Below are 24,947 nucleotides of genomic sequence, written 5' to 3' on the forward strand. Positions count from 1 at the left end.
TGGTATCTTTATCGTCATTTTTATAATTGCGATAATTATCTTCATTCTCGCCAAAGTGTTTGGTAAAAAATAAACAAAAAAAATCCCGTTCAGCTAGCGAACGGGATTTCTCTTATTATAAATTATAAAATTACAGGTTGTACATTTTTTTTCTTAATTCCTGAATTTTTTCATCGTCCAGGTATTCGTCAAATGTCATGTAACGGTCTATGACTCCGTTTGGTGTTAACTCCACTACTCTGTTACCAACAGTTTGTGCAAACTCATGGTCATGTGTGGTGAAAATTACGGAACCTTTAAAATTTTTCAATGAGTTATTAAAAGCTGTAATGGATTCCAAATCTAAGTGATTGGTTGGCTCATCAAGCATTAGGATATTGGCTCTTTCCATCATCATTCGGGACAGCATACAACGTACTTTTTCTCCTCCTGATAATACGCGGCTTGTTTTTAAAGCTTCTTCTCCTGAGAAAATCATTTTCCCTAAGAATCCTCTAATAAAAACCTCATCACGCTCTTCTTCTGTTTTGGCATACTGGCGTAACCAATCTACCAAAGTCAGATCATTTTCAAAGAAAGAATGATTCTCAGCCGGTAAGTAAGCCTGATTGGTTGTAATTCCCCAATCAAAAGTTCCGGCATCTGCTTTTTGTTCGTTGTTCAAAATTTCGTAAAATGCTGTTGTAGCACGTGAATCTTTAGAGAAAAGAACGATTTTATCGCCTTTTGCCATGTTCAGATCAACATCTTTAAACAATACATCTCCATCAATAGAAGCTGACAGCCCTTCAACATTCAAAATCTGATCTCCGGCTTCACGATCCTGATCAAAAATAATCGCAGGATAACGACGGCTTGAAGGTTTAATTTCAGAAATATTCAATTTCGAAATCATTTTTTTACGGGAAGTAGCTTGTTTCGATTTTGCAACGTTAGCACTAAAACGACGAATAAATTCTTCAAGCTCCTGTTTCTTCTCTTCTGCTTTTTTATTCTGCTGTGCACGCTGTTTTGCCGCTAATTGGCTAGACTCGTACCAGAAAGTATAGTTTCCTGAGTAATGGTTTATTTTTCCAAAATCAATATCAGAAATATGTGTACAAACCGCATCTAAAAAGTGACGGTCGTGAGATACTACAATTACAGTATTTTCATAATTCGCAAGGAAATTCTCTAACCACGCAATGGTTTCAAAGTCCAGGTCGTTGGTAGGCTCATCCATGATAAGCAAGTCAGGATTTCCAAAAAGTGCCTGCGCTAAAAGCACACGTACTTTAATTTTTCCTTCCAAATCACTCATTAGCGTATAATGATCTGTCTCAGTAATTCCTAAGTTAGACAACATAGCAGCGGCATCAGAGTCGGCATTCCAACCGTTCATTTCTTCAAACTGAACCTGAAGTTCCCCAATTCTGTCTGCGTTTTTATCGTTGTAGTCTGCATAAAGTTCATCCATTTCTTTCTTAACAGCATACAAAACTTTATTTCCCATCAAAACAGTTTCCAAAACTGTATGCTCATCGAACATGTTGTGATTTTGGTTCAAAACCGACATACGTTTTCCCGGTTCTAAATGAATATGCCCTGAAGTAGGATCAATATCTCCTGCTAAGATTTTTAGAAAAGTAGATTTCCCAGCACCATTGGCTCCAATAACTCCGTAAATATTCCCATGAGTGAAAGTAGTATTTACTTCGTCGAACAAAATTCGTTTACCAAACTGAACTGATAAATTATTGACTGTTAACATGAATGTCTTTTTAATTAATTTGGTGCAAAAGTATGAAAAAAGGTTCAGAGATGCAAAGGGGATAAAAGTGAAATGTGAGATGTGAAAAGTAATCTGTGAAATGTAAAATGTGAGATGTAGTATGTGAAATCTGAAATATGACAAAAAATGCAATACTTCTCACCTCTCACCTCTTACCACTTACAGATTACATTTTACTATCTGCTTTCTTTTGCCAGAGCAACTTCTAAACTCTCAAAATTAGGAAGCACTTTAGCGATTAAACCTTCTTTATTCAGAATAAAATGTGTTGGAAATGAATTTAACTGCAAGGCTTCATTCATGTATACTTTCATATCAGGAATAACGGAATAGGACAATGGTTTTCTTGCCAGAAATGTTTTTAACTGCGTGGCAGAATCTTCTGCAAGACTTACAAACAGGATGTCTTTTCTGTCTTTGTATTCCGAGGCTAATTTGTTGACTTGCGGAAATTCTCTGATACAGGGTGTGCAATGAATGTACCAGCATTTGATGACAACTATCTTTCCTTTCATCGATTCGTTTGAAACCAGATTGCCTTCTAAATCTTTAAAAGAAAATGGTGGAAAAGCAGTTCCTTCCATTTTATAGTTTTTAAGAGCATCAAAACCTATTTGGTTCATCGTTGCTTTTATACTGGTATCTGAATTGGGCTGAATTTCGAATAATTTATAAACATACATTCTGGGTTCTGATTCTAATCGAATTGGAATGAAACTTCCGTTTGCCAGCTGATCTAAAAAAGTTTCTTTTGAAATTTCTTTTGAAGAATCAAAAGCGATAAAATCTCTTGAAAGCATGATTTTTTTACTTTGATAGGCAGACCAGTCACTAAAGTTTTTTTGAATTTGAATAGGATCAACTTCGGGTTCTCCGAATTTTGTCTGAGCTGTGACTGTAATCGAAATTATAAATAAAACGAAGAGATCTATTATTTTTTGCATGACTTTTTAATGAATTTATAAAATTCAAAAGTACTTAAAATTCAATTTTGACATCAGAAAAAAACTAAATACTAAAATCTATCAATAGAAAATTTGTTCAAAAAAATTCCTAACCGCTCTATTATTCTTTATCCTTTTCATCAAGTTTGTTTCTCAAATAAGCAACTTCATCTTTTAAAGCATTTATTTGTTCTTTGTAAAGTGCCCTCTCTTTATCGAAATGAGTTTTAAAATTATTTAATTCCTCTTCGCTTTTCATCAAAGTAACCTGAGTGGAACTAAATAATTCATTCTCATGAAAATTGACCACATAACTCATTTCAAGATTTAAGACTAAAGAAATTTTCTGCAATTTATCAAGACTAACTTTTGTTTTCCCCGTTTCCATATCTGAATACGCTGCCTGAGATATCTCTAACAAGTCAGCCATATATTGCTGAGAATAACCTTTAATAACCCTAATCTTTCTTACATTTTCCCCAATCATTATTTTTTTTCTTTAAAAATAAGAAATTATTTACAATACAGGTTCGCGAGAATAAATTTTAAATATTCGATAAAGCTTATAAATTATAAATTCAAAAGACAATAAAAAAACCCGACAATACAATTGTCGGGTTTATAATGCGCTTCCTTCAGGTGAAAACCAAATAACAAATCACCTCAATTTGCAGCATTTATTCGAAATAAAAATTAGATTAAAAAATAAATAACCAAACTCAATTTTAACCATTCCAACTTTTTATTTCTGTTTTTTTCATTCTTCCATACTGTCCTTTTAGTTCAAAAAGTTCATTACTTTGAATGATTTTTTATTTCCTGCTTTATCCGTCACCACTACTAAAAATAGCTGTTTGGTAGTAAAGCTGTAATTATGAAGCACAACTTCTTTATTCTGCTGAACATTTCTATGACTTACCAATGGTTGTCCGATGGTATTGAAAACTTCTACCTTAGCAATATCTTCAGAGTCAGTTGTCACCAGTAAAGCATCGTTTTTAAAGTAAGCGATAGTCGTGCTTTTCGTTTCGATTCCTTCAGGTAATGCCCTTGCAGCTGTCTGTCCTGCAAAATAAGCGGCATACGCTTTAGATAATTCGGCTGAATTACCACAAGAAGAAAAATCCCAGTTTACAGACCAAGTCATTAAACCTCTCAAAGCAGGATATGGTCCGCCTGGCTGCATCGTGTAGGTTCTTCCTGAGAAAGTAGTTCCGGTTCTTAAATAATGCATTGCGTTAATTCCTTCTGTCGGCGTTAAAAAACCACTTCCTGCTGCACTTGGACAAGCCGGTAATGCAATAAGGACTTTTGAAGGTGGTAAACCGTCAAAACGCATTCCTGTTGTACCAATGTTGTACCCTTTTATTATCATATCGGTTAGTGCTGTTACCATGTTTGCTTTTTTAGCTGAACCATAATATTGACCGTCTAATCCGTTTTCTCCTCCTGTATTATACAATTGTACGGCTAACAAATCCAATTCATTACGTAAGTTTTGAATGATTGGAAGGAACGAACCAAAAGTATCATTATAAGTAGAATATCCTCCTTGTACATATTGTGTTTCCGGAGCTGCAGTTAATAAAAATCCAGGTCCATAGTGAGCTTTTAATTCTTTGAAAGCATCTACTACATTTTTTAATCTTGGATAAGCAGAAATACCCGCATAAGAAATATCTCTTAAACCTCCTGCACTAAAATTCATCGATCCACCTTCAAAATCGATATCAACTCCATCAAATTGATACTCGTCAATAATTGCTTTCAGACCATTAACAAAAATATTTTTTTGAGTTACATTTTCTAAAACAACATGACCGTTTTGACCTCCAATAGAAACAATAACAGGAACGCCGCTATCTCTTAAGGATTTGATATCATTTTTCAATAATTGTTTATTGAAAACACCATTGGTCAAATATCTGGCATCATTTGTAGTTAATACCGGAGTATAACCATCACGATTAACCGTTTCTACGAAAGCATAATCTACTACGTTAAACTTACTTCCTACCATTTGAGAAAAATATAAAAACGGAGCACCGGCATTTTCCCAGGAATGTGCATATCCTAAAATAATATTAGTGGAGGGAAGCGGAATAAACCTAGTTCCAGTTTTAGTTATTTTAATGGTATTGTTTAATGTAGATACAGCCGCTTTATTATCAGTTGCTTTGATTACAACCGGATAATCCTGATAAGCAGTTGGTGTAAAATTATAGGTATAGGTATTATTTGTGCCAGCTGTCATGTTGAATGTTCCTCCATTGATTGTAATCGTAACACCTGAAACCGAACCGTCACTATCTACAGCTGTAACCGTAATTGGCACAACCTGAAAAGGATCTTGCGTAATAGTAGTGTTCGTCGGTGCATTCCAGGTAATTACAGGCAATGAATTAGGGCAATTTGTCCCTGAACATTGTAAAGCAAACGTTTTTGTATTTTCGGCAGTCGTACCACTTGATGCAGTTACGGTTGCTTTTAATGTATAATTTTTGTTGAAATCAGCTAAAACCGGTGTCCAGTTTGCTACGTATTCTGTTCCAGAAAGCGCTGCTGTAATATTTTGTCCGTTGATATTGAATACCACTGACGAAATAGTTAAGCTGGCATCTACACTTGCAGTTGCTTTTAGCTGTATAGCAGTTCCCGGAGCAATAGCTACTGTCGCAGCTGAAGGCGCAGTAATGGTAACCTGAGGTGGTGTAACCGCGTTTTTGTTGAAATTATAAACCGTTGGTGTTGTTGGCATTGCAAAATTTGCCAGATTATTTGGGAAGTAACTCACTTCACCATTTTGCCAAGAATTTAATTTCAAACTTAAAACTTGTGTATAACCCGCTGTAACGGTATTGTCATAACTGAAATTCCCCTGAGCATCTGTTGTTGCTAAAACGCTTTTCCATGGGTGAGTATTATCAGTCCAAGGCACAACAAGTTCTACTTTTGCATTTGCAACCGGTGCTGTACCATTTTTAACAGTTCCGCTAATTAGATTAGCACTTACCAAATTTTGCGTAAAGTCAAGTGTTTTGTTACCAGACTCTGTTGTTGAAACTGCTGAAACCGGAGTAAATGTCAGGTTCGTTTTAGCAACAGATACCTTATAATCTGATCCTGAAGTTAAACCTGCAAAAGAATAAGCTCCATTTTTATCTGTTGTAGCCGTTAAAACTGTAGTACCTGAAACTGCCGAAACTGTAGCTCCTGATACCGGAGTGGTTCCGTTTAGCACTTTTCCGCTCATTGCATAAGAGGACGTTCTTGCAGTAGCAGCCGTATTGAAATTATAAACTGTAGGACTTGCCGGAACAGCAAAACTAGTCAGATTATTTGGAAAATAATTAACGTCGTTATTTTGCCACGCATTCAATTTCAAACTTGAAATAGTCGTATATCCGTCTACAACTGAATTGGCAAAGCTATAATTTCCTTGCGCATCCGTAGTCGCTAAAACGCTTTTCCATCCATGAGCATTATCAGTCCAAGGTAAAACGATTTCTACTTTAGCTCCTGCAACTGGAGCTGTACCGTTTTTAACCGTACCGCTAATCTTATTGGTTCCAACGTTATACTCCGTTAAATTTAAAGTTTTGTTGGCTATTAAGTTGGTATAAATTGTTGAAGCTGGCGTATAAGTTTTTCCTGTAGCTGAGGCTGATATTGTATAATCTAAACCAGATGGAAGACTTAGTGAATAAGTACCATTTGCAGTAGAAACTGCTGTCACAGTTGGTCCTGCCGATGTAGCTGTAACAGTTACTCCCGAAGCTGGTGTAGTTCCATTTAGAATCGTACCACTAACGGTGTAATATACAATCGGAGCTCCCTGAGCAAAATTTAACGTTTTATTACTATCAATTGCGTTATACACTGTCGAAGCCGGTGTATAAGGGAAACCTGTTTTGGCAGCTGTAACTGTAAAGTTAAGTCCTGCTGTTAAACCTGTAATACTGTAAGTTCCATTAGTACCAGAAACAGCAGTTAAAACGGTCGTACCGGAAGTTGCTGTAACAGTAACTCCTGAAACCGGTGTTGTGCTAGTGCCAACTGTAACAGTTCCACTTACTGTATACAAAGGTTGTGTTCCCTGAATTACAACTCCTGTCTGATCAACGGCAACATTTGTTAAGCTAACCGGTGTAAAAGTATAAGCAGCCTTTGTTGCTGTGAGCGTGTAGTTTTGATTTTTTGGCAAATTATAAAATGTAAAATTCCCTGTTGGAGACAGTACACTTTGTAAAACTACGTTACTTGCATTTTTAACTTCCACAGTAACGTTAGTAACCAAAGCAGTTCCATTTTTCACAGAACCCCCAATACTAACTGTTTCAGGCATAATACTTCCAAATGAAACATCTACCTGAGTCAGTAAAGAATTTGGAATACTACCTCTGGTATCCTGAGATAATTCCCAAATCATACCCCCAGCCAGATTTTTAGATTTGATGTACTGTACTTTTAAATCCATTGATTGTTTATCTTCATAACTGATAAACTGTTTCAAAGTACTGTTGTACAAATACGGAACTTTAGTCGTGTTATCAAAATACCTTACCCAACCTGCAGCAGCTGCCGAAGGTGTAACTAACATGGTATTTGGATCTAAGAAAGCATGTGAATTGGTAACCGGATTTCCAACCAGACCACAAATTTCGATACTGCCTGATTTTTCACAAGCAGCCGGTCCGTCCCAGGTTCCTGTTGGGTTTTGCGGATTTGTACAGCCTGCAACATTATATCTTGGTGCAGCAACAAATAAGCCCGGAAAGTTTGGATTGGTTCCATTATTAGCAACGTTATCAAATTTTTTACCGTAAAAAGGCAATCCCATGATTAATTTATTGGCAGGAAAACCAACTACATTCAGATAAATGTTCGTCAATTCATCAAGTGATTCTGACTGAGTTGCACCATATAATGGATCATTCGGATTTCCGCTTCCATAAAGAGGAGCATTATAGCATGTTTTATCATACCAGTTTCCGCCAAAATCATATCCAAAGTAAGTAATGTAATCACAGTAAGTTGATATATCTTCCGTCATGCCATACTGCGCTCTGTTGTTTGGTCCTAAATATTGTTTAGGCACATTTCGAACATTGTTTCCGGCGGCAATAGTCACCAGTTTATTAGGCATCGCCTGACGCATGGCTTTTAATAAAAGTACAAGGTTTTTGTTGTCATCCGGGTGGTATTTTTGTGGAGGAACCGGGATTCCGTTCACAATTTCAGTACCGTCTGTTCCTCCCATAAGAGGATATTCCCAGTCGATATCAAATCCGTCAATAAACGGATAAGTGACTATGAAGTTTGCCATATCTGCAGCTAAAGCAGCTCTTGCCACCGGACTTGCGGCAATTGGAGAAAGATCCTGACCTTTGGTCCATCCTCCAACAGAAATTAAAATTTTTAAATGTGGATACTTTTCTTTCAACTTTTTTAAGTCATAAAAATTCCCTTTTACAGGAGCATCCCATGGAATTCCGCCTTCCGTATGCTCATAATCAGCATAGGTATCCAAACATTTCAATTTTGTATTCTCCGGACGGGCAGGGTCAAAAGTTGTCCCGTAAAAAGAATAATTCAAATGGGTTATCTTGCTCCCATCGATCTTGGGAACATTGAAATCCCGGGCATAAATAGCCCATTGCGCATAATACCCTACTACTTTTTTGTTGTGGGCTGGTTGGGCCAACACAAGTAAGGGAAACAGTAACATAAAGAGTAATCTGTAATAATGTTTCATAGTTAATAAATATTGGTTAATAGATAATAAATATTCCAATTACAATACCTTATCTGCCAAAATGCGGCAAATAAATACGATAACCGGGGTTCAATACACCGCGAATAAATAACATCACGACACACTGGATTTTTAATTCATTACTTCTAAAAATAAATATTACTATTACTGATCCTAGCCATAATCATTAGTGAATAGTAGTGACTGATATTTATTTAATTTTAAAAAAAATTAGTTTAAACACAGAAGATAAATTTGGGATTCATCAATCTAAATACTTTACTTTTTGTCATGTTTGTGGTATGCGACTTACTATTTGGTTTTTAAATGTTAATACTTCTTTTTATGGTTATAATTGTATGTTTATTAATTGGTCCGGAGTTAAGATTGCAGTGAAGTTTACCATAATTATCTCTGCCAGAAACCTATATGGCAGAGATAACGAATTACTAAATAATCATGGTAAAAAAAAACATACTAAATACTAACTCAAACAAATCTTTAAATTAATTTCTTAAGACTTTCATATACTGACAACTCAACATCAGCGTGGTCTTTACTGTTACATAGCTCTATTAAATTTTTCAGATCATCTCCTTTTAAAGTTGATTTGTTATCTAAAACAAGTAATAGTTCTTGTGATGCATCATTCAATTTTTTAGACAGGGGTAAAAAGTGCTGTATCAAAGGTGCATTTGCACTCAATTCAACCAGTCCTTTATTTACAGCAATCCATTTGTTTAAAAATGCTGTTACTTTTGTTTTATTCTCCGGAGTCTTGTTTGCCAAATATTGTGCTACTGCATCATCAAAAGCCAAAGAGTCTTTAGCATCCGGTGTACAGGCATCTGCAAAAAGAGTTAACGGAGAGTACATTTGATATTCGGTTCCTCCTTTGTTTCTTTTGTAACCTTTTAAAGGCTCGCAAACGTTTGTAAATTCTTCTACGAAATCTGTATTCTGATTATTTGAGATGTTTCTCAAAATAACATCCTTATTACGAATGTGTGTCAATCCTAGTTCTTCCAATCTGAAAGAAACTACATCAAGACGTTTACGCATACTGGCCAAATCGGTTATGTCTTCGGCTGACCAAAGTCGTTCTGCAATTGCGGCAGTTCTTGGCCAAAGTCTGGAATCAATTGTTGTTGGCGATACAAGTTCTGTCCACATTGTTGCTTCACCACCCAATACTCTCGCTTTTTCTTCAGTAGATAAATCGGCTCCTTTTGGCATAGGGTCGTTCAAATAATGACTTGCCACCGGATACATCAAATCAATATAATACCCATTGGACATTACAGTTTTATATCCTTTTTTTACGGATTCAATCAGCGACTGACCTGCTACTACTCCTTCATTAGGACCTCTCCACGCATGAATAATGGCATCTTTTGACATATTTTTAGTCAAAATTTCTTCCCAACCCATTAATTGTTTTCCATGTTTTTTAAGCATCGGAATCAACTGCATGGTAAAATAAGTCTGCAGCTCATGATTGGTAGTTAACTTATTTTTCTTTTTAAATTCTTGAATTTTTGGATTTGCATCCCAGTCTTTTCCTTCGTTTTCATCTCCTCCGATATGAAAATAAGCACCTGGAAATAATGGGCAAACCTCATCAAATAACTCACTTAATAATTGGTATGTTTTAGGATTTGAAGGATCTAATGTTGGTGAAAAAATACCCGCATTTCTTTCAATTCCATAGGTCGCAATTGCGGTTCCCTGAATATTTTTTTCAGAAGTTCCTCCTGTCAGTGTGATTACTTTACTTCCTATCTCAGGATAAGCTGTAAGTATTGCAGATGCGTGACCAGGAACATCTATTTCCGGAACGATTAAAATACCGCGTTCATCAGCATATTTTACGATATTTTTAATTTCCTCTTGTGTGTAATACATTCCATCCGAAGCTTTTTCAATGAGTTTTGGATGTTTTTTCATTTCAATTCTCCAACCCTGATCGTCGACCAAATGCCAGTGAAGAACGTTCATTTTCATAGCTGCCAATCCATCAATATTTCTTTTGATTACATCTACCGGCTGAAAATGTCTTGCCGCATCGACCATCAGACCTCTCCAGGTAAATCTTGGAAAATCTGAGACTTTTGATACCGGAAAATAAAATGAATTGTTTGTGCTTTGCAACATTTGCAATAACGTTTCAAGACCGTGCAGTGCCCCTAAATCGCTTGTTGCATTGATTGTAATTTTGTTTGGTTTGATGTCTAAATGATAGCTTTCATCTTCATACAAACCAATTTTTCCACTCTTGGTACAATTGATTTGAAGTTCAGCAGTCGGGACTTCATTTAATTTGGTAATAAATCCCTGTTCGAAAAAAATACCGGTTCTACCATCTAGTCGACGCAAAAAACGGGTTACTCCACCAAAAATTCGGGGATTTGGATTTCCGGTAATGTTTACTTTAAAATTTTTATTTAATGCAAAATTACCATCATTTAACACAACGCTTTGGGGCCAGGGCATAAGGTTTAGCTGCTCTTTTTTAACCTGAGCACTAGCTGTTACACCCGCTAATAGTAGGACTAATAAATATTTCATTTTTTTTGTTTTTGAAAAGATGTTGCTTTTAGACAACATTAATAATAAATAATAGAAACAAAACTCAGAATGACTCCGATTGAATCCTCACTACTTCTAATGAAATCAATCTGAATTTTGCATTGCGATCCGCTCTCACCCAGATCTTATAAGGTATTTTTAGTAATCAAAACGTTTAAAAGCTTCAATTGCTTCGTATTCTGCCAATCCTAATTCGTCATACAAAACAGCTGTGTTTTTATTACGGTCTTCGGCTCTCACCCAAAATTCTCTTGAGTCATTACCCTGGAACATTACACGGTCTTTTTGTGACTGGTGGTACAAAATTGCATGACGTTTGAGCAATACTTCTGATGGAGAAAGCGGAACGGCCATATCAATTTCGTGTATGTCCCATTCGTGCCAGGCTCCTCGGTAAAGCCACAACCAGCAATCGTCCATATATTTTTCAGGTTTCAGTTGTTTCATCGCTGCAAAGATGGCATTCAGACAAACTTCGTGTGTACCGTGTGGATCTGCCAAATCTCCCGCTGCAAATACCTGATGCGGTTTAATTTGTGCAATGATGTCCTTTACAATAGCGATGTCTTCAGGCCCCAGCGGATTCTTTTTCACCTGTCCGGTTTCATAAAACGGAAGATCTAAAAAGTGTGTGTTTTCATCTTTTAGTCCAATGTAGCGGGTCGCTGCATACGACTCTCTTCTTCGGATAAGTCCTTTTAATTTGCGAACTTCCAAAGAATCAATTTGATTCTCTGATTTGTTATTCAAAAATTCAATTACAGCTTTAAAGTTGATTCCCGAGGCAGCATCACCAAGAAAATCCTTAGCCACTTCGGCAAATTTAAGCGCCTCGTCGTCTGTAACGGCTATATTTCCGGAGGTTTGATATACCACATGTACATCATGACCTTGTTTGATCAGTTTTGAGAAAGTTCCTCCCATAGAAATCACATCATCATCAGGATGCGGACTAAAAAGAATCACTCGTTTTTTTGCCGGATTAGCTCTTTCCGGACGATGTGAATCGTCGGTGTTGGGTTTTCCACCTGGCCATCCGGTGATGGTATGCTGCAGAACATTGAACATATTGATGTTCAAATCGTAAGCAGAACCTTCCTGCGCCAAAAGATCTGACATTCCGTTGTTGTTGTAATCACGGTCTGTTAACTTTAAAATAGATTGTTTCGTTTTTTGGCACAACCAAACAATTGCTTTGCTTTTTAATTCTTGTGTCCAGATGCATTCTCCCACTAACCAAGGCGTTTTGAAACGCGTTAATTCTGAAGCTGCTGACTGGTCTAATACGAAAGTCGCATTAGGGTGGTTTTGTAAAAATGTAGCCGGAACTTCTGAACTGATATCACCCTGAATGGTTCTCTTAATGATATCGGCCTTGTTTTGTCCCCAAGCCATTAATACGATTCTTTTGGATCTCATGATGGTAGAAACCCCCATGGTGATCGCTCTTTTTGGAACGTTATCTATTCCGTTAAAATCAGAAGAAGCATCGACTCTGGTAATATGATCCAGTGTAATGATTCTGGTTCCGGAATTGATATGGGATCCAGGTTCGTTGAAACCTACGTGACCTGTACGGCCAATTCCCAGTAATTGAAAATCTAATCCTCCTGCATTTTTAATATTCATTTCGTAATCGATGCAGTATTGATTCAGTTCATCAATAGCAACGGTTCCATCGGGAATATTTACATTTTCGGGATTGATGTCAATATGATTAAAAAGATGCTGATGCATGAAATAATGATAGCTCTGATTGTTCTCTTTGCTCATCGGATAATATTCATCCAGATTGAAAGTGATTACATTGCTAAAACTTAAGCCTTCTTCTCTGTGCATTCTTACCAACTCTTCATATACTTTTATAGGAGAAGAACCTGTCGCTAAACCTAATACGCAAGATTTATTCTTTTCTTGTTTAGACCGGATCAATTGTGCGATTTCTTGTGCGACAATTACCGAAGCTTCTGCAGAATTTCTAAAGATTTCATTATGGATTTTCTCAAATCGTGTCTCTTCAAATTTCCCCGCGCTTTTATAGCTGATATCAGGTTTTATTTCTAAAGCACTTTTCATTTCTTTTCTTTTTATAATAATTACAGTTTTGGTTTATGAAATGGCATAAACAACTCGCGTTGTCTACGCCATTTACTAACCAAACTTAAATTCTTTTAATTCTTTGATTATTTTTTTTAGAAATTTGGAGCATTAACATCCCACCAAAGTCTGGTTCCTCCGTTATCCGGACCACCTAACTTAGCTACACCAGTTGCAACTCCCTCTTTATTGTTCAGGACTTCATTTGAAGTAAAGTTGATTCTTCGAGGTCCAAGTTCTGTAGTAATTTTTCCTCCACTATTATTTACCACTACAGGGAATAGTTTTGGATATCCTGTTCTTCTGTAATCAGACCATGCTTCCTGACCTTCCGGGAAACCAGCAATCCATTTTTGAGTAATAATTCTTTGTAATTTCACCTCATTTGTAGCTGCATCATCCCATGCAATAGTGATATTATTTACCGGAGCTGAATTGTTCACAGCAGCAACAGGATCAACATATGCTACAGGTAAACTCGTATTATCCGTTAAGTATTTAGCAATACCAGAAGCTTCTCTTTGGTCAAATGACGCCTGAATACCTGCTTCGTATAATGATTTAGCATCACCTCCCATGTTCCAGCCTCTTAAAGCTCCTTCTGCTCTTAAGAAATAAGCTTCAGCCGTTGTTACTAAATAAATTGTTTTCGATCTTACAACTTCTCCAATACCTGAAAAATTCTCACGATCTCCTTTTCCTCCAATAGCTATACCAGTACGAATTCCTTTAAACTGACCCGCAAACTGATTTGATTTATCAAAATAAATTGGCATTCTAGGATCGTTGTATCCTTTTAAAATAGACTCCATATCAGCAGACATTCTGATGTCTAACCATGAACCACTAATTGTGGCGATAGGATTTGTAAAAGTTGGAGATACAATTTTAAACGCGTCTTTCTTTGCAGTAAACACTCCAAACTTATGAGCTACTGCTTTTTCAGCCTGAGCTTTTGCTAAAGCCGGTTTCACTTTTACAATACGCATTGCTAATCTCAGACGTAAAGTATTGGCAAATTTTACCCATGAAGTGTAATTTCCTTCGTAACCAGACAAATCCGCATCTTTAAATACAAAAGGTTCTCCGGCATCTGCTCTTTTCGTTAATTCATCTACAGCAAAGTCTAACTCGCTAAACATCTGGTTGTATACTTCTTCCTGAGAATCATAAGCAATTGGTGCATTTTTACCATATTGCGAATAAATGATAGGCCCAAAAATGTCTGTAATACGATGCATTCCCTCTACTTTCAAAATAAGAGAAAGTGCATAAAAATGGTCAAATTTTCCTTTTGTTTTATTTGCAATATCGTATGCGTTGAACATTACAGTAGGATAAGCATTTGTCCAAATGGCATTGTTCCATCCGTCAATTAAGTCGTAAGTTGTATTGTTACTTCCACCTCTAAAAGGAGTTGGAGTAGCCATATAACCTGACCAAATATCTGCATTTAAATTCTGTTGTAATTGATACTGAGACTCAAGCTGATCCCCTAAAACCTGAATGTTGTTAAACATCGGAGCAAATCCTTTTTTGATGTCATTAAAATCATCCTTTAATTGATCATTGCTGAAACCATTAGGGTTAGTATTAATTTCATCAAAATTACCTGTACAACCTACTGCAGCAAGAAATGACATACAGATAGCTGTTTTTTTTATGTTATTTAGTTTCATTTTTTTTAATTTAGAAAGTTACATTTAAATTAAGACCAATACTTCTGGTAGAAGGTAAACCATAGATATCAATACCTTGTAGTCCCTCTCCTGTACTTAATGCAATGTTTGGATCAAAAGGAGCGTCTTTGTATATAAAGAATAAGTTTCTTGCAATTAATGAAATAGAAGCTGTTTGGAAAACAGGAAGTTTTTTAGGATTGAAAGTGTATCCTACAGAAATCTCTCTTACACTTACATTTGTCGCTTTATACACATATTCACCTGTAATTCCATCTCTACCTCCAACTTTTTTGTAATATTCTTCCGCAGGTATATTAGTTACTACAGTCCCGTCTGGTTTAATTGCATTTACTGGAACTCCTCCTGCGTTTCTGGCATCACCTGTTGCTTTAGAAACTCCGAAGAAATCATTTTGAGCTTCAGTCATACTCATAACATTACCACCAAAACGTCCATCAATTAAAACATTTGCAAAGAAAGAACCAACTTTGAAAGTGTTAGAGAAACCTAACATGAAATCAGGATTTGAATTACCAACTTCAGTAAAACCATCAGTACCTTGAATTTTACCATCTTTATCTAATAAAATTCTACCCTGATCATCTTTTAGGATATTTTTCCCCATGATAACACCAAACGGTCTTCCTTCAATTAAAGAGTATTGGTAGTTATTAACTCCAGGAACAGTCAAATTCACGATTCCTTTAGATGATGCAGGAAGTTCTTTTACTTTATTTTTATTTTGAGAAAAGTTCACAGATGAATCCCATGAGAATTTATCTCCTTTAACAATACCAGCATTTAATACAACTTCAAAACCTTTATTTTCGATACTTCCGGCATTAAATCCATAAAATCTAACCCCCTCAGGGCTTCCGTCCGGCGCAGCAGATTGGAAATATTGATTTTTTGTCGTTGAATTGTAGTATGAAAGCTCAATACCAAATCTGTTGTTAAGGAATCTCCACTCTGTACCAAATTCATACTCTGATTTTAATTCTGGTTTTAAAGTAGTTCCTCTTTGTAATCCAACCTGAGGTTGTGTACTATTATTACCCGGAACATATAAATCTACAGGAGTAGTAACAAAAGCAGCAACGTCATTACCAACCTGAGCATAAGTTGCACGAACTTTTGCAAAACTAATTGACTCCGGCATTTTGAACATCTCGCTAAGTATACCTGTCAAACCTACAGACGGGTAAAAATAAGATCCTTTATTAGTATTCACTAAAGTAGAAGACCAGTCATTTCTAGCTGCAACATCTAAGAATAACATTTCTTTGTACCCCAATGTAGTAGCTGCAAATACAGACTGTATTTCTCTTTTTGAATCAATAGTCTGATAATTTCCTGTATTGTTTACAAAATTGTTAAGTGTAAACCAGTTTGTAATTTTTAATCCGGCACCAATTCCAGAATCTAAAATCGTTCTGTCATTCGTCATCGTATTTGTTATACTTGTACCAATGTTAGCATTAAATGAAAAATCATCACTGAATTTTGTATTGATCGTAGCAATTAAATCTCCATAACGCTGAGTACTTACAGCATCATTACTAATGTATCTACCATTAGCGTGAGAAAGTGTTCCTTGAGTAGTAGCAAAAATTCTCTTTTCAAATCCACTGTCAACTCTGTTATAACTATATCTTGAAGCAATTGTTAACCATTCATTTGCTTTGTATGAAGCTGAAATTGCTCCGTTAAAGAAAGTGTTTGTGTCTTCAGATTTATTTCTGTTAATAGCCCAATATGGGTTTTGCATAATATCTCTGTTCGTCATCCAGTTTTGAGCCATTAAATTTCTGGTCGGATTAAAAACTTCATAATTATTTTTATAATAATTGAAATCATTTCCTCTTGGCATTAAATAAACTCCTGTAAGCGGGTTAAAATAAAGACCATTTACCGGTTTATTTGCAATTGATTGTGTAGTATAATTTCCAGTTACCCCTACTGTAAGTTTATTATCAAAAAACTTTGCCGTTTGACGAATTCCAAAGTTATTTCTCTTAATTCCGTTACCTGGAATAATCCCTGATCCTGATGTATTAGCATAAGTCAATGCTGTAGAAGAATTTTCAGTTGCAGCAGAATATCCTACAGATGTAATCTGAGTAACTCCTGTTTGAAAGAAATCTTTAACATGATCTTTTACGCTTTGCTTCGCTCCCCAAGACTCATCTTCACCTTTTCTTGCAGCATAATCTGTTTGGAACTTTGGTAAATAAGCCGCCGATTCAAAAGTAGTTACAGACGAACCTGAAAAACTTGACTGTCCTGCTTTTCCTTTTTTAGATGAAAGTAAAATTACCCCATTTGCTCCTTGCGATCCATATAATACAGAAGCAGCTGCTCCTTTAAGAACCGTCATTCCATCATAATCATCCGGATTAATTAAAGACACAACATCTCCACCATCACGGTTACCACCATTTAAACTACCAAAAGTATCATTTGGCTGACCTGAACCCGAGTTTAACATCGGAATACCATCAATAACGTACAAAGGCTGGTTGTTTGTTGCTGAAGAGCTTCCACGAATATCTACTTTTGTAGAACCACCGGTACCCGCAGAACTTTTTGTTACAGCAACACCCGCAATTTTACCTGCAATTGTATTGATAACGTTCGCATCTCTTACACGTGTTAGCTCTTCCCCTTTAAGTTCCTGAGCCGCATAAGTTAAAGATTTTCTTGTTTTCTTAATACCTAATGAAGTTACAACAACTTCTGTAAGTGCATTTGATGCCGCTTGTAGCATTTTAACATTAATTGTAGCAGCATCACCTACAACTATTGATTGTGTTTCAAGACCAACATAAGTAAAAACTAAAGTCTGTCCTTTTTGAACTTCAATCGAGTACACCCCGTCAAAATCAGAAGTAGTTCCCTTTTGACCTCCTTGTACTGCAACGGAAGCCCCTGGCAATGGCATTCCATCAGAATCTGTAATCACACCTTTAATATTTTTTACCTGAGCAAGCGAAACCTGCGCCGTAAAAACAATCATAAAGATTAAGAAAATTTTTTTCATGTTAATTTATTTTGTTAGTTATAGGGTAAAATTATTCTTAAGGGATTGTTAAAAAAAATATTTTATACAAACAACATTAAAATTTAAACCAACGACATAAAACAATCAATAATATGCTATTCGAAAACGTTTTCTAGCCATTTTCTGGTAAAATTTTACAACAAAATAAAAATTTACTACAAAAAAAATCACTTTTATTAAACAATCATTTAATAATCATTAACATCTTAAGGTCATTTATAACAAAACTATAGCCAATACTTCAAAATATGCTTTACGAAAACGTTACCTCATTAGAAAAACTCAACACATCTCTTTTTTCATAAAATTTTATTTAAAAGAATTGCGTTTTAAAAAGTAATTGTTTAAAGTTGCATCATATTTAAGCTAAAGAAAATCCCTATTAACTAGTAGCCAAAAGTTGAACGAAATACGAAAATTGAAATTTGACATTAAACTTAAAAATCATGTTTGGTTTTGGAGCTGCTATTTTACTCTTAACTTTTTAAGATGGGGAGCCTACTTTAATGACTACTCCTATTCGTTCAAATCAAACCTGATCGAATTCTCTTTACACATTCCATTAGTCTATTTTAATTTATTTGTACTGGTTCCTCGTCTGGTGCTAAAACAAAAGTACATTCAGTACACCTTTTCGATGGTTGCAAGCCTGTTGGCTATCTATTTAATAAAAACCGGTCTTACCTATTATATTATATCCGAAAATATATGGCCGGAAGCGAACCGTGAATATCACACCTTCGACATTAACCACGTACTGGCAGTCTGCATCGGAGAATTGTATGTTGTTGCCATGGCATCGTCTGTTTACCTAACACTAACCTGGTTGCGAGAACGGGAAAGAAACCGATCATTAAGAGAAAATCAGTTTAAGATCAAACTAAAATATTTGGAAAATCAAATTCAGCCTCATTTCTTTTTTAATACATTGAATAACCTCTATGCTTTGTCACTTGAATCTTCAGATAAAGTTCCGGACGTAATCTTAAAACTGTCCAATTTGATGGAGTATGTTTTGTATGATGTCAAAGGAACTAAATCTGTTCCCTTGATTAAAGAAATTGATTATATTCAAAATTATATCGAAATCGAGAAGTTACGTTTTGAAAATGTTGAAGTTACAATCAACCTGGAATCGAATATCGAGGATATTGTAGTGCCTCCGTTAATCTTTATTTCATTGGTAGAAAATGCCTTTAAACATGGCGGAGTCAATAACAACAACATAAAGATCAAAATCAACTGTAAAGTTATCGACAATAAAATGTTAGATTTTGAAATCTTAAATAATTTTGTAATTTCACAAAATCTTAACTCGAAAGGTGGTATTGGCCTGGCAAATACCAAAAAAAGATTAAAACTGATTTACAAAAACGATTTTAGTCTGAAAAACACAATCAAATTAAATTACTATATAATCCGTTTGCAAATACCTCTTAATAATGAAAATTAAATGTGTGTTGGTTGATGATGAGCCTTTAGCAATCAAAGTCCTGCAAAATTATTTTACCAATTTTACAGATTTTGAAATAATTGGCACATTTAATAATTCTTTGGAAGCGCTTGATTTTATAAACAGTACCACTGTCGATGCTGTATTCTTAGACATCAACATGCCTATGATGACAGGATTCGAACTTATCAGTCTGATCGAAAACAAAACCAAAGTCATTATTACAACTGCCTTTAGAGAATTTGCCGCCGAAAGCTACGACTTGGATGTTCTGGATTATTTAGTAAAACCAATCCCACTGCCAAGATTTATAAAGTGCATTAATAAAATCACCACAGAATACAATTTAAAAAACAATATTAAAGTCGAAACCGTAAAAGGAGACTCTCATATTTTTATTAAAGTCGATAAAAAAATGATGAAAATTAATATTGAAGAAATTCTGTTTGTCGAAGGCATGAAAGAATATATAAAAGTAGTGACTTCGGACAAAACTTATATCACACATAAATCTCTAACTTCTTTATCAGAAGAACTACCGGCTGACCGATTCCTGCGCATTCACAAATCATACGTAATTGCACTCAACAAAGTGAAATCCATCGAGGGTAATCGTATTCAGATACAATCCTACACCATTCCAATTGGAAGAAACTACAGCAAAGAAGTAAAAAACAAAATTCTGGAATAAATTCAGCTTCCTAAATCGTTTTTGTAACTCAGTAAAAACTAACACATTGTTGAAAAAATAATGTCGTTGGTTTAAATTTAACATTATTTGTGGCTTTTTATTTTTTTTTGATACACTTAACAAATATATTTACGGTCTTCAAAAAACAATAAAATAAAAAATTAACCTCTTAAATTATGAGTTCAGAAAATGTTCAAACCAAATGGGGACAGTTTATCTCGTTGATAATTGTTTTCTTCTTTTGGGGTTTTGTTGGTTCTGCCAATGACATCCTGATTCCTGTTTTCAAGAAAGTATTCACCTTATCGCAAGTACAATCACAATTAGTAGCCTGGGCTTTTTATGCGGCGTACTTCGTAGGATCATTGATTTTCTTTCTGGTATCCCTAAAATTAGATGTTCTCCAAAAATTTGGATACAAAAAAACACTTTCTGCCGGTTTACTCTTATCTGCCGTTGGATCATTTTTATTCGTTCCCGCTGCATCAATGGAAAGCTTTCCTTTCTTCTTAACTGCTTTATTTACAGTAGGATTAGGATTCTCCATCCAGCAAATTGTTGCCAATCCTCTTGCCATTAAAATGGGAAGCCCTACAACAGGTGCACACCGTTTGACTTTAGCAGGCGGGATTAACTCTTTCGGGACTACAATTGGCGCTATCTTACTGGGAATCGCTTTATTCGGAATGGGAGACAACAAAAAAACAGCTCTTTCTTTAGAGGACATTAAACTGCCTTTTATTATTCTTGGACTTGCTTTTATCATAGTAGCCGTTTTCATGAACTTCTCCAAAATTGAAGATCCTGCAAAAGAAGACGAAGAAGAAGTTAAAGTAGCTCACGAAAAATTCAACATACTAGACTACCCACAGCTTTACCTGGGAATGTTAGGGATCTTTATCTACGTAGGTACAGAGGTAACCATTATCAGTAACCTTCCTGCTTTATTACACACACATGAATTTGGCAACATTCTGGAAGATGCTATTGCCCCATTTATAGCTCTTTACTGGGGAAGTTTAATGATCGGCCGCTGGAATGGCGGGGTTAACGTTTTCAACACTTCAAACTTAGTAAATACAGCTCTTAAATTTATTGTTCCGGCAGCCGCTTTCGGAGTAATCATTGGAGCTAATGTTTTTGCAGCGCATGACGTATCTTCTTTCTACATTTACCCAATCTGGATTTTATTATTTATAGCAGTAAGTTTTGTTGGAGGTAAAAATGCCGGTAAAACATTAATGCTTTTCGGAATTTCCGGTGTATTGATGATGTTGGCCGGATTGGTTTGGCCAGATCCGCAAATTGCTAAATTCTTCTTTATTTCAGGAGGTTTATTCTTATCTATCATGTGGCCGTCTATTTTCGATTTAGCGATTGCCGGTTTAGGTAAAAACACTGGAAAAGCATCTTCATTCTTAATCATGATGATTCTTGGAGGCGGAGTTATTCCTTTAATTCAGGGAAGCATCTGTGATATTGACCTTACAAATCCAAACGGAATTTTTGGAATTACATGGACGCACTTCTCCTACATCGTTCCTCTTCTTGGTTTTGCTTATTTAGGATTCTACGGTTTCTATTGCCCTAAAATTTTAAAACAACAAGGAATCAACCACGTTGAAGGTGGTGGCGGAGGTCACTAAACTGAGTAAAATTTTAAATTTCAAATCTCAAATTCCAAACCTTTAGTGAGCGTTTGGAATTTGAGATTTGTTTTTTTTTAGTACTACTTCCCTATACACAACAAACCGGACAGGTTTTTGAAACCTGTTCGGTTTTCATAAAAAAAGCGCCATCTTTCTATTGAAAAATGGCGTTTTTAAGTTTTTATTAGCTAAGGACTACTTGTTTCCTTTTTCGAAATCAGCTACAAACTGAGCCAATCCAATATCTGTTAACGGGTGTTTCAACAATCCGTAAATTGCAGAAAGAGGCCCTGTCATTACATCAGCACCAATTTTAGCACAGTTTACAATGTGCATAGTGTGACGCACAGAAGCTGCTAAAATTTGAGTTTCGTAACCGTAGTTATCATATACCAATCTAATCTCTTCGATTAAATTCAATCCGTCAGTTGAAACATCATCTAAACGTCCCACAAACGGAGATACATAAGTTGCTCCAGCCTTTGCAGCCAGAATAGCTTGTCCTACTGAAAACACAAGAGTTACATTCGTTTTAATTCCTTTATCAGAAAAATATTTTGCCGCCATAACCCCCTCTTTCGTCATAGGCAATTTTACCACGATTTGGTCATGCAATTCAGCCAGCTCCTCACCTTCCTTAACCATTCCGTCAAAATCCAGCGCATTTACTTCAGCACTTACATCTCCTTCAACCAAATTACAGATATCAACATAGTGCTTCAAAATGTTGTTTTTTCCGGTAATTCCTTCTTTAGCCATCAATGATGGGTTAGTGGTTACACCATCCAAAACTCCTAAAGCCTGTGCTTCTTTAATCTGAGCTAAATTAGCCGTGTCAATAAAAAATTTCATAATCTATTTATATTTAATTGTGTGTTTAAAAATTTCGTGCAAAATTACAACTTATAATGATTCATCAGCATTTTTTCATAAACTTTATCCGGTAAGGCACGTTTTAAAACAATCGAGAACTTCTGCATAAAAGCCCCTACTTTATAATGTACTTTTGGTTTTTCCTGTTGGATGATTTTATAAACAGCTTCGGCCATTTCATTCGGATTCCCTCCTGCATCAACATGTTCGTTCATCGTTGCAAGAATATCGCCATACACTTTTTCGTAAGCTGAACCTTTCACCACCGGCGCATGATAACGACCTGCAGCAATATTTGTAGCAAAATCACCCGGTGCCACATTTGTAATTTCAATTCCAAACGACTTCACCTCCATACGTAAAGCTTCGGTAATTAATTCTAAAGCTCCTTTTGAAGCCGAATATACACTACGATACGGCAATCCCATATAACCTGCAATCGAAGTTACATTGATAATCAAACCCGATTTTTGCTTTCGCATTTGAGGCAAAACCGCTTTCATCACTTCAATTGGTCCAAAAAAATTGGTTTCAAAATTATTTTTGATTTCCTCCGTCGGAATCTCCTCTAAAGGTCCGGTAATTCCAACCCCGGCATTATTAATTACAACATCCAGTCTTCCGGAAGCTGCAATAATATAGTCCACTGCCGACTTTATAGAATCTGTATTACGAACGTCTAAAGCGACCAAAGGAAAGACAGAGTTTTGTACCTTTTCAGGATTACGGCTTGTTCCGTAGACCACGAAACCTCTTTGATGTAAATACTCTCCAATCGACTTTCCAATTCCTGAAGATCCGCCGGTAATTAAAACAACTTTACTCATTTTTATATTTATATGTGAGATGCAAAATGTGAGATGTAAAATGGTATACATTATAGGTTATATCTTATATGTAAAATGCCTAAGTGAAACGCCTTTCTACAGTCGAAAGGCCATGAGAGTTAAAAAACATCAAACTTTTCGCATATAACATTTCACTTTTCACATCTCACATTTTACATCTAACTTTCAAAAGGGTCAAAAATAAAAAAATCCTCCATAAGGAAGACTACTTTTAAATTAATTCTAAAAAAAAATCCCGAAAGATCGGGAACTAAAAAAAAAAAAAAATGGCAAGCGACCTACATCGCACCGCTCAACCACGTACCCTTGCTATGTTCCCATCCTGGGGGAGTCTGCAGGAGCTGGTCGTGTAGGACTTGCCGGTGCAAATATACAATCTTTTTATATTTTTGCAAGAGCTTTGCTGCTATAAAATTATCATCGTATATTGGCTTATTCAAATTTTAAACTATGAAAAATTATAACTTCCTAACTCTCATTTTATTAGGAATCACATTAATTGGATGTGGAGATACAAAAAAAGGTGAAAATTCTTTGTTTACGATCGATGATTCGGCTTTTCCGGCACATTTTTTACCTCAGGAAGCCATTTCGATCGGTGTTTTAAACCCAAATTCGAAAGAAATCGACAGCATTGCTTACTTTGTAAACGATAAAAAAGTGGGAAGCACTAAAGGTGCGGAAAAATTCAAATTTGAATTAAAAGAACAAAGATTAGGATATCAGTACCTAAAAGCTACCGTTTATTTTGGATCGGATTTCTCAGACGCTACTAAACGCGTGGAACTGGTTTCTAACATCGAACCTAAATTATTAAAATACAAAGTAATCAACACCTATCCACACGACAAACAATCTTTTACTGAAGGATTGGAGTTTTACAAAGACACTTTGTACGAAAGTACCGGTCAGGAAGGAGCTTCTTACTTAAGAAAATACGATTATAAAACCGGAAAAGTTTTCAAACAAATTGATTTAGATAAAAAATACTTTGGAGAAGGAATTACGTTCATCAATGGCAAATTATTTCAGCTGACCTGGCAAAACAAAACAGGTTTCATCTATAATGCCAACACTTTAAAACTGGAGAAAACTTTTGCTTACGAGAAAGATATCGAAGGCTGGGGAATGACGAATGATGGGAAATATATTTATCAAACGGACAAAACAGAAAAAATCTGGAAAATGGACCCTGCAACACAAAAAATGACAGATTACGTCAACGTATACTCAGGAACTTCAAAAATTAAAGCCATTAATGAATTGGAATGGATCAATGGAAAAATCTATACCAACGTTTGGTTTAAGGATGCTATTGCTGTTGTAAACCCTGCTTCCGGAGCCGTTGAAGGAATTCTGGACATGTCAGGATTACGTAAACTTATGACAGACATTACCAAAGATGACGTTTTAAACGGAATTGCTTACAACCCAAAAACTAAAACTATTTTTGTTACCGGTAAAAACTGGAGCAAAATGTTCGAAATTACCGTTTCAGAATAAGACAATAAGAACAAATTTTTAAACACAGATT

Annotated in this window: 14 protein-coding genes and 1 other RNA gene; 4 read left to right on the forward strand and 11 right to left on the reverse strand. The window is 35.7% G+C overall.

Annotated elements, in window-relative coordinates:
* Nucleotides 1-130: 130 nt before the first annotated feature.
* The 8 genes from ACAM30_RS00425 to ACAM30_RS00460 form a co-directional block, all read right to left on the reverse strand.
* Complete coding sequence (locus tag ACAM30_RS00425; RefSeq protein WP_369616714.1) at nucleotides 131-1,750, reverse strand: ABC-F family ATP-binding cassette domain-containing protein; 1,620 nt, start codon at nucleotides 1,748-1,750, stop codon at nucleotides 131-133.
* A gap of 197 nt (nucleotides 1,751-1,947) precedes the next feature.
* Complete coding sequence (locus ACAM30_RS00430) at nucleotides 1,948-2,715, reverse strand: TlpA family protein disulfide reductase (protein WP_369616715.1); 768 nt, start codon at nucleotides 2,713-2,715, stop codon at nucleotides 1,948-1,950.
* A 121-nt stretch (nucleotides 2,716-2,836) separates the two neighbouring features.
* Nucleotides 2,837-3,202, reverse strand: a complete 366-nt coding sequence (locus ACAM30_RS00435; RefSeq protein ID WP_369616716.1) for a helix-turn-helix domain-containing protein — start codon at nucleotides 3,200-3,202, stop codon at nucleotides 2,837-2,839.
* Between the two features lie 291 nt (nucleotides 3,203-3,493).
* On the reverse strand, nucleotides 3,494-8,470 hold the full coding sequence (locus ACAM30_RS00440; RefSeq protein WP_369616717.1) for a glycosyl hydrolase family 18 protein: 4,977 nt from the start codon (nucleotides 8,468-8,470) through the stop codon (nucleotides 3,494-3,496).
* Between the two features lie 501 nt (nucleotides 8,471-8,971).
* Nucleotides 8,972-11,038, reverse strand: a complete 2,067-nt coding sequence (locus tag ACAM30_RS00445) for a beta-N-acetylhexosaminidase (protein WP_369616718.1) — start codon at nucleotides 11,036-11,038, stop codon at nucleotides 8,972-8,974.
* 159 nt (nucleotides 11,039-11,197) lie between these two features.
* The gene (gene nagB, locus ACAM30_RS00450) at nucleotides 11,198-13,135 is read right to left on the reverse strand and encodes a glucosamine-6-phosphate deaminase (RefSeq protein ID WP_369616719.1); all 1,938 of its coding nucleotides are present in this window, start codon (nucleotides 13,133-13,135) and stop codon (nucleotides 11,198-11,200) included.
* A gap of 116 nt (nucleotides 13,136-13,251) precedes the next feature.
* On the reverse strand, nucleotides 13,252-14,835 hold the full coding sequence (locus ACAM30_RS00455) for a RagB/SusD family nutrient uptake outer membrane protein (RefSeq protein WP_369616720.1): 1,584 nt from the start codon (nucleotides 14,833-14,835) through the stop codon (nucleotides 13,252-13,254).
* 10 nt (nucleotides 14,836-14,845) lie between these two features.
* Entirely contained in the window at nucleotides 14,846-17,878 is a 3,033-nt protein-coding gene (locus tag ACAM30_RS00460; RefSeq protein ID WP_369616721.1) for a SusC/RagA family TonB-linked outer membrane protein, read from the reverse strand.
* Nucleotides 17,879-18,299: 421 nt separating this feature from the next.
* Here ACAM30_RS00460 and ACAM30_RS00465 point away from each other — a divergent pair, with 421 nt between their 5' ends.
* The 3 genes from ACAM30_RS00465 to ACAM30_RS00475 all read left to right on the forward strand — a co-directional run bounded on the left by ACAM30_RS00465 (nucleotide 18,300) and on the right by ACAM30_RS00475 (nucleotide 21,689).
* On the forward strand, nucleotides 18,300-19,352 hold the full coding sequence (locus ACAM30_RS00465) for a sensor histidine kinase (protein WP_369616722.1): 1,053 nt from the start codon (nucleotides 18,300-18,302) through the stop codon (nucleotides 19,350-19,352).
* Complete coding sequence (locus ACAM30_RS00470; RefSeq protein ID WP_369616723.1) at nucleotides 19,342-20,043, forward strand: LytR/AlgR family response regulator transcription factor; 702 nt, start codon at nucleotides 19,342-19,344, stop codon at nucleotides 20,041-20,043. The genes ACAM30_RS00465 and ACAM30_RS00470 overlap by 11 nt, the downstream gene beginning before the upstream one ends.
* 176 nt (nucleotides 20,044-20,219) lie before the next feature.
* Nucleotides 20,220-21,689 (forward strand): MFS transporter, encoded by a 1,470-nt coding sequence (locus tag ACAM30_RS00475; RefSeq protein ID WP_369616724.1) that lies wholly within the window; start codon nucleotides 20,220-20,222, stop codon nucleotides 21,687-21,689.
* Between the two features lie 198 nt (nucleotides 21,690-21,887).
* Here the strand turns inward: ACAM30_RS00475 and fsa are convergent, their stop codons facing one another.
* The 3 genes from fsa to ffs form a co-directional block, all read right to left on the reverse strand.
* Complete coding sequence (fsa, locus tag ACAM30_RS00480; protein WP_017497638.1) at nucleotides 21,888-22,544, reverse strand: fructose-6-phosphate aldolase; 657 nt, start codon at nucleotides 22,542-22,544, stop codon at nucleotides 21,888-21,890.
* Between the two features lie 44 nt (nucleotides 22,545-22,588).
* The gene (locus ACAM30_RS00485) at nucleotides 22,589-23,392 is read right to left on the reverse strand and encodes an SDR family oxidoreductase (protein ID WP_369616725.1); all 804 of its coding nucleotides are present in this window, start codon (nucleotides 23,390-23,392) and stop codon (nucleotides 22,589-22,591) included.
* A 285-nt stretch (nucleotides 23,393-23,677) separates the two neighbouring features.
* Nucleotides 23,678-23,775, reverse strand: an RNA gene (gene ffs / locus ACAM30_RS00490) — signal recognition particle sRNA small type.
* An 88-nt stretch (nucleotides 23,776-23,863) separates the two neighbouring features.
* Here ffs and ACAM30_RS00495 point away from each other — a divergent pair.
* Nucleotides 23,864-24,916 (forward strand): glutaminyl-peptide cyclotransferase, encoded by a 1,053-nt coding sequence (locus ACAM30_RS00495; RefSeq protein ID WP_369616726.1) that lies wholly within the window; start codon nucleotides 23,864-23,866, stop codon nucleotides 24,914-24,916.
* Nucleotides 24,917-24,947: the final 31 nt, after the last annotated feature.

The organism is Flavobacterium sp. CFS9, from assembly GCF_041154745.1.
Classification (GTDB): Bacteria; Bacteroidota; Bacteroidia; order Flavobacteriales; family Flavobacteriaceae; genus Flavobacterium.

Coding starts and splice junctions, on each gene's coding strand:
- ACAM30_RS00425 (WP_369616714.1), bottom strand. CDS start 1,750: ATGTTAACAGTCAATAATTTATCAGTTCAGTTTGGTAAACGAATTTTG.
- ACAM30_RS00430 (WP_369616715.1), bottom strand. CDS start 2,715: ATGCAAAAAATAATAGATCTCTTCGTTTTATTTATAATTTCGATTACA.
- ACAM30_RS00435 (WP_369616716.1), bottom strand. CDS start 3,202: ATGATTGGGGAAAATGTAAGAAAGATTAGGGTTATTAAAGGTTATTCT.
- ACAM30_RS00440 (WP_369616717.1), bottom strand. CDS start 8,470: ATGAAACATTATTACAGATTACTCTTTATGTTACTGTTTCCCTTACTT.
- ACAM30_RS00445 (WP_369616718.1), bottom strand. CDS start 11,038: ATGAAATATTTATTAGTCCTACTATTAGCGGGTGTAACAGCTAGTGCT.
- nagB (WP_369616719.1), bottom strand. CDS start 13,135: ATGAAAAGTGCTTTAGAAATAAAACCTGATATCAGCTATAAAAGCGCG.
- ACAM30_RS00455 (WP_369616720.1), bottom strand. CDS start 14,835: ATGAAACTAAATAACATAAAAAAAACAGCTATCTGTATGTCATTTCTT.
- ACAM30_RS00460 (WP_369616721.1), bottom strand. CDS start 17,878: ATGAAAAAAATTTTCTTAATCTTTATGATTGTTTTTACGGCGCAGGTT.
- ACAM30_RS00470 (WP_369616723.1), top strand. CDS start 19,342: ATGAAAATTAAATGTGTGTTGGTTGATGATGAGCCTTTAGCAATCAAA.
- ACAM30_RS00475 (WP_369616724.1), top strand. CDS start 20,220: ATGAGTTCAGAAAATGTTCAAACCAAATGGGGACAGTTTATCTCGTTG.
- fsa (WP_017497638.1), bottom strand. CDS start 22,544: ATGAAATTTTTTATTGACACGGCTAATTTAGCTCAGATTAAAGAAGCA.
- ACAM30_RS00485 (WP_369616725.1), bottom strand. CDS start 23,392: ATGAGTAAAGTTGTTTTAATTACCGGCGGATCTTCAGGAATTGGAAAG.
- ACAM30_RS00495 (WP_369616726.1), top strand. CDS start 23,864: ATGAAAAATTATAACTTCCTAACTCTCATTTTATTAGGAATCACATTA.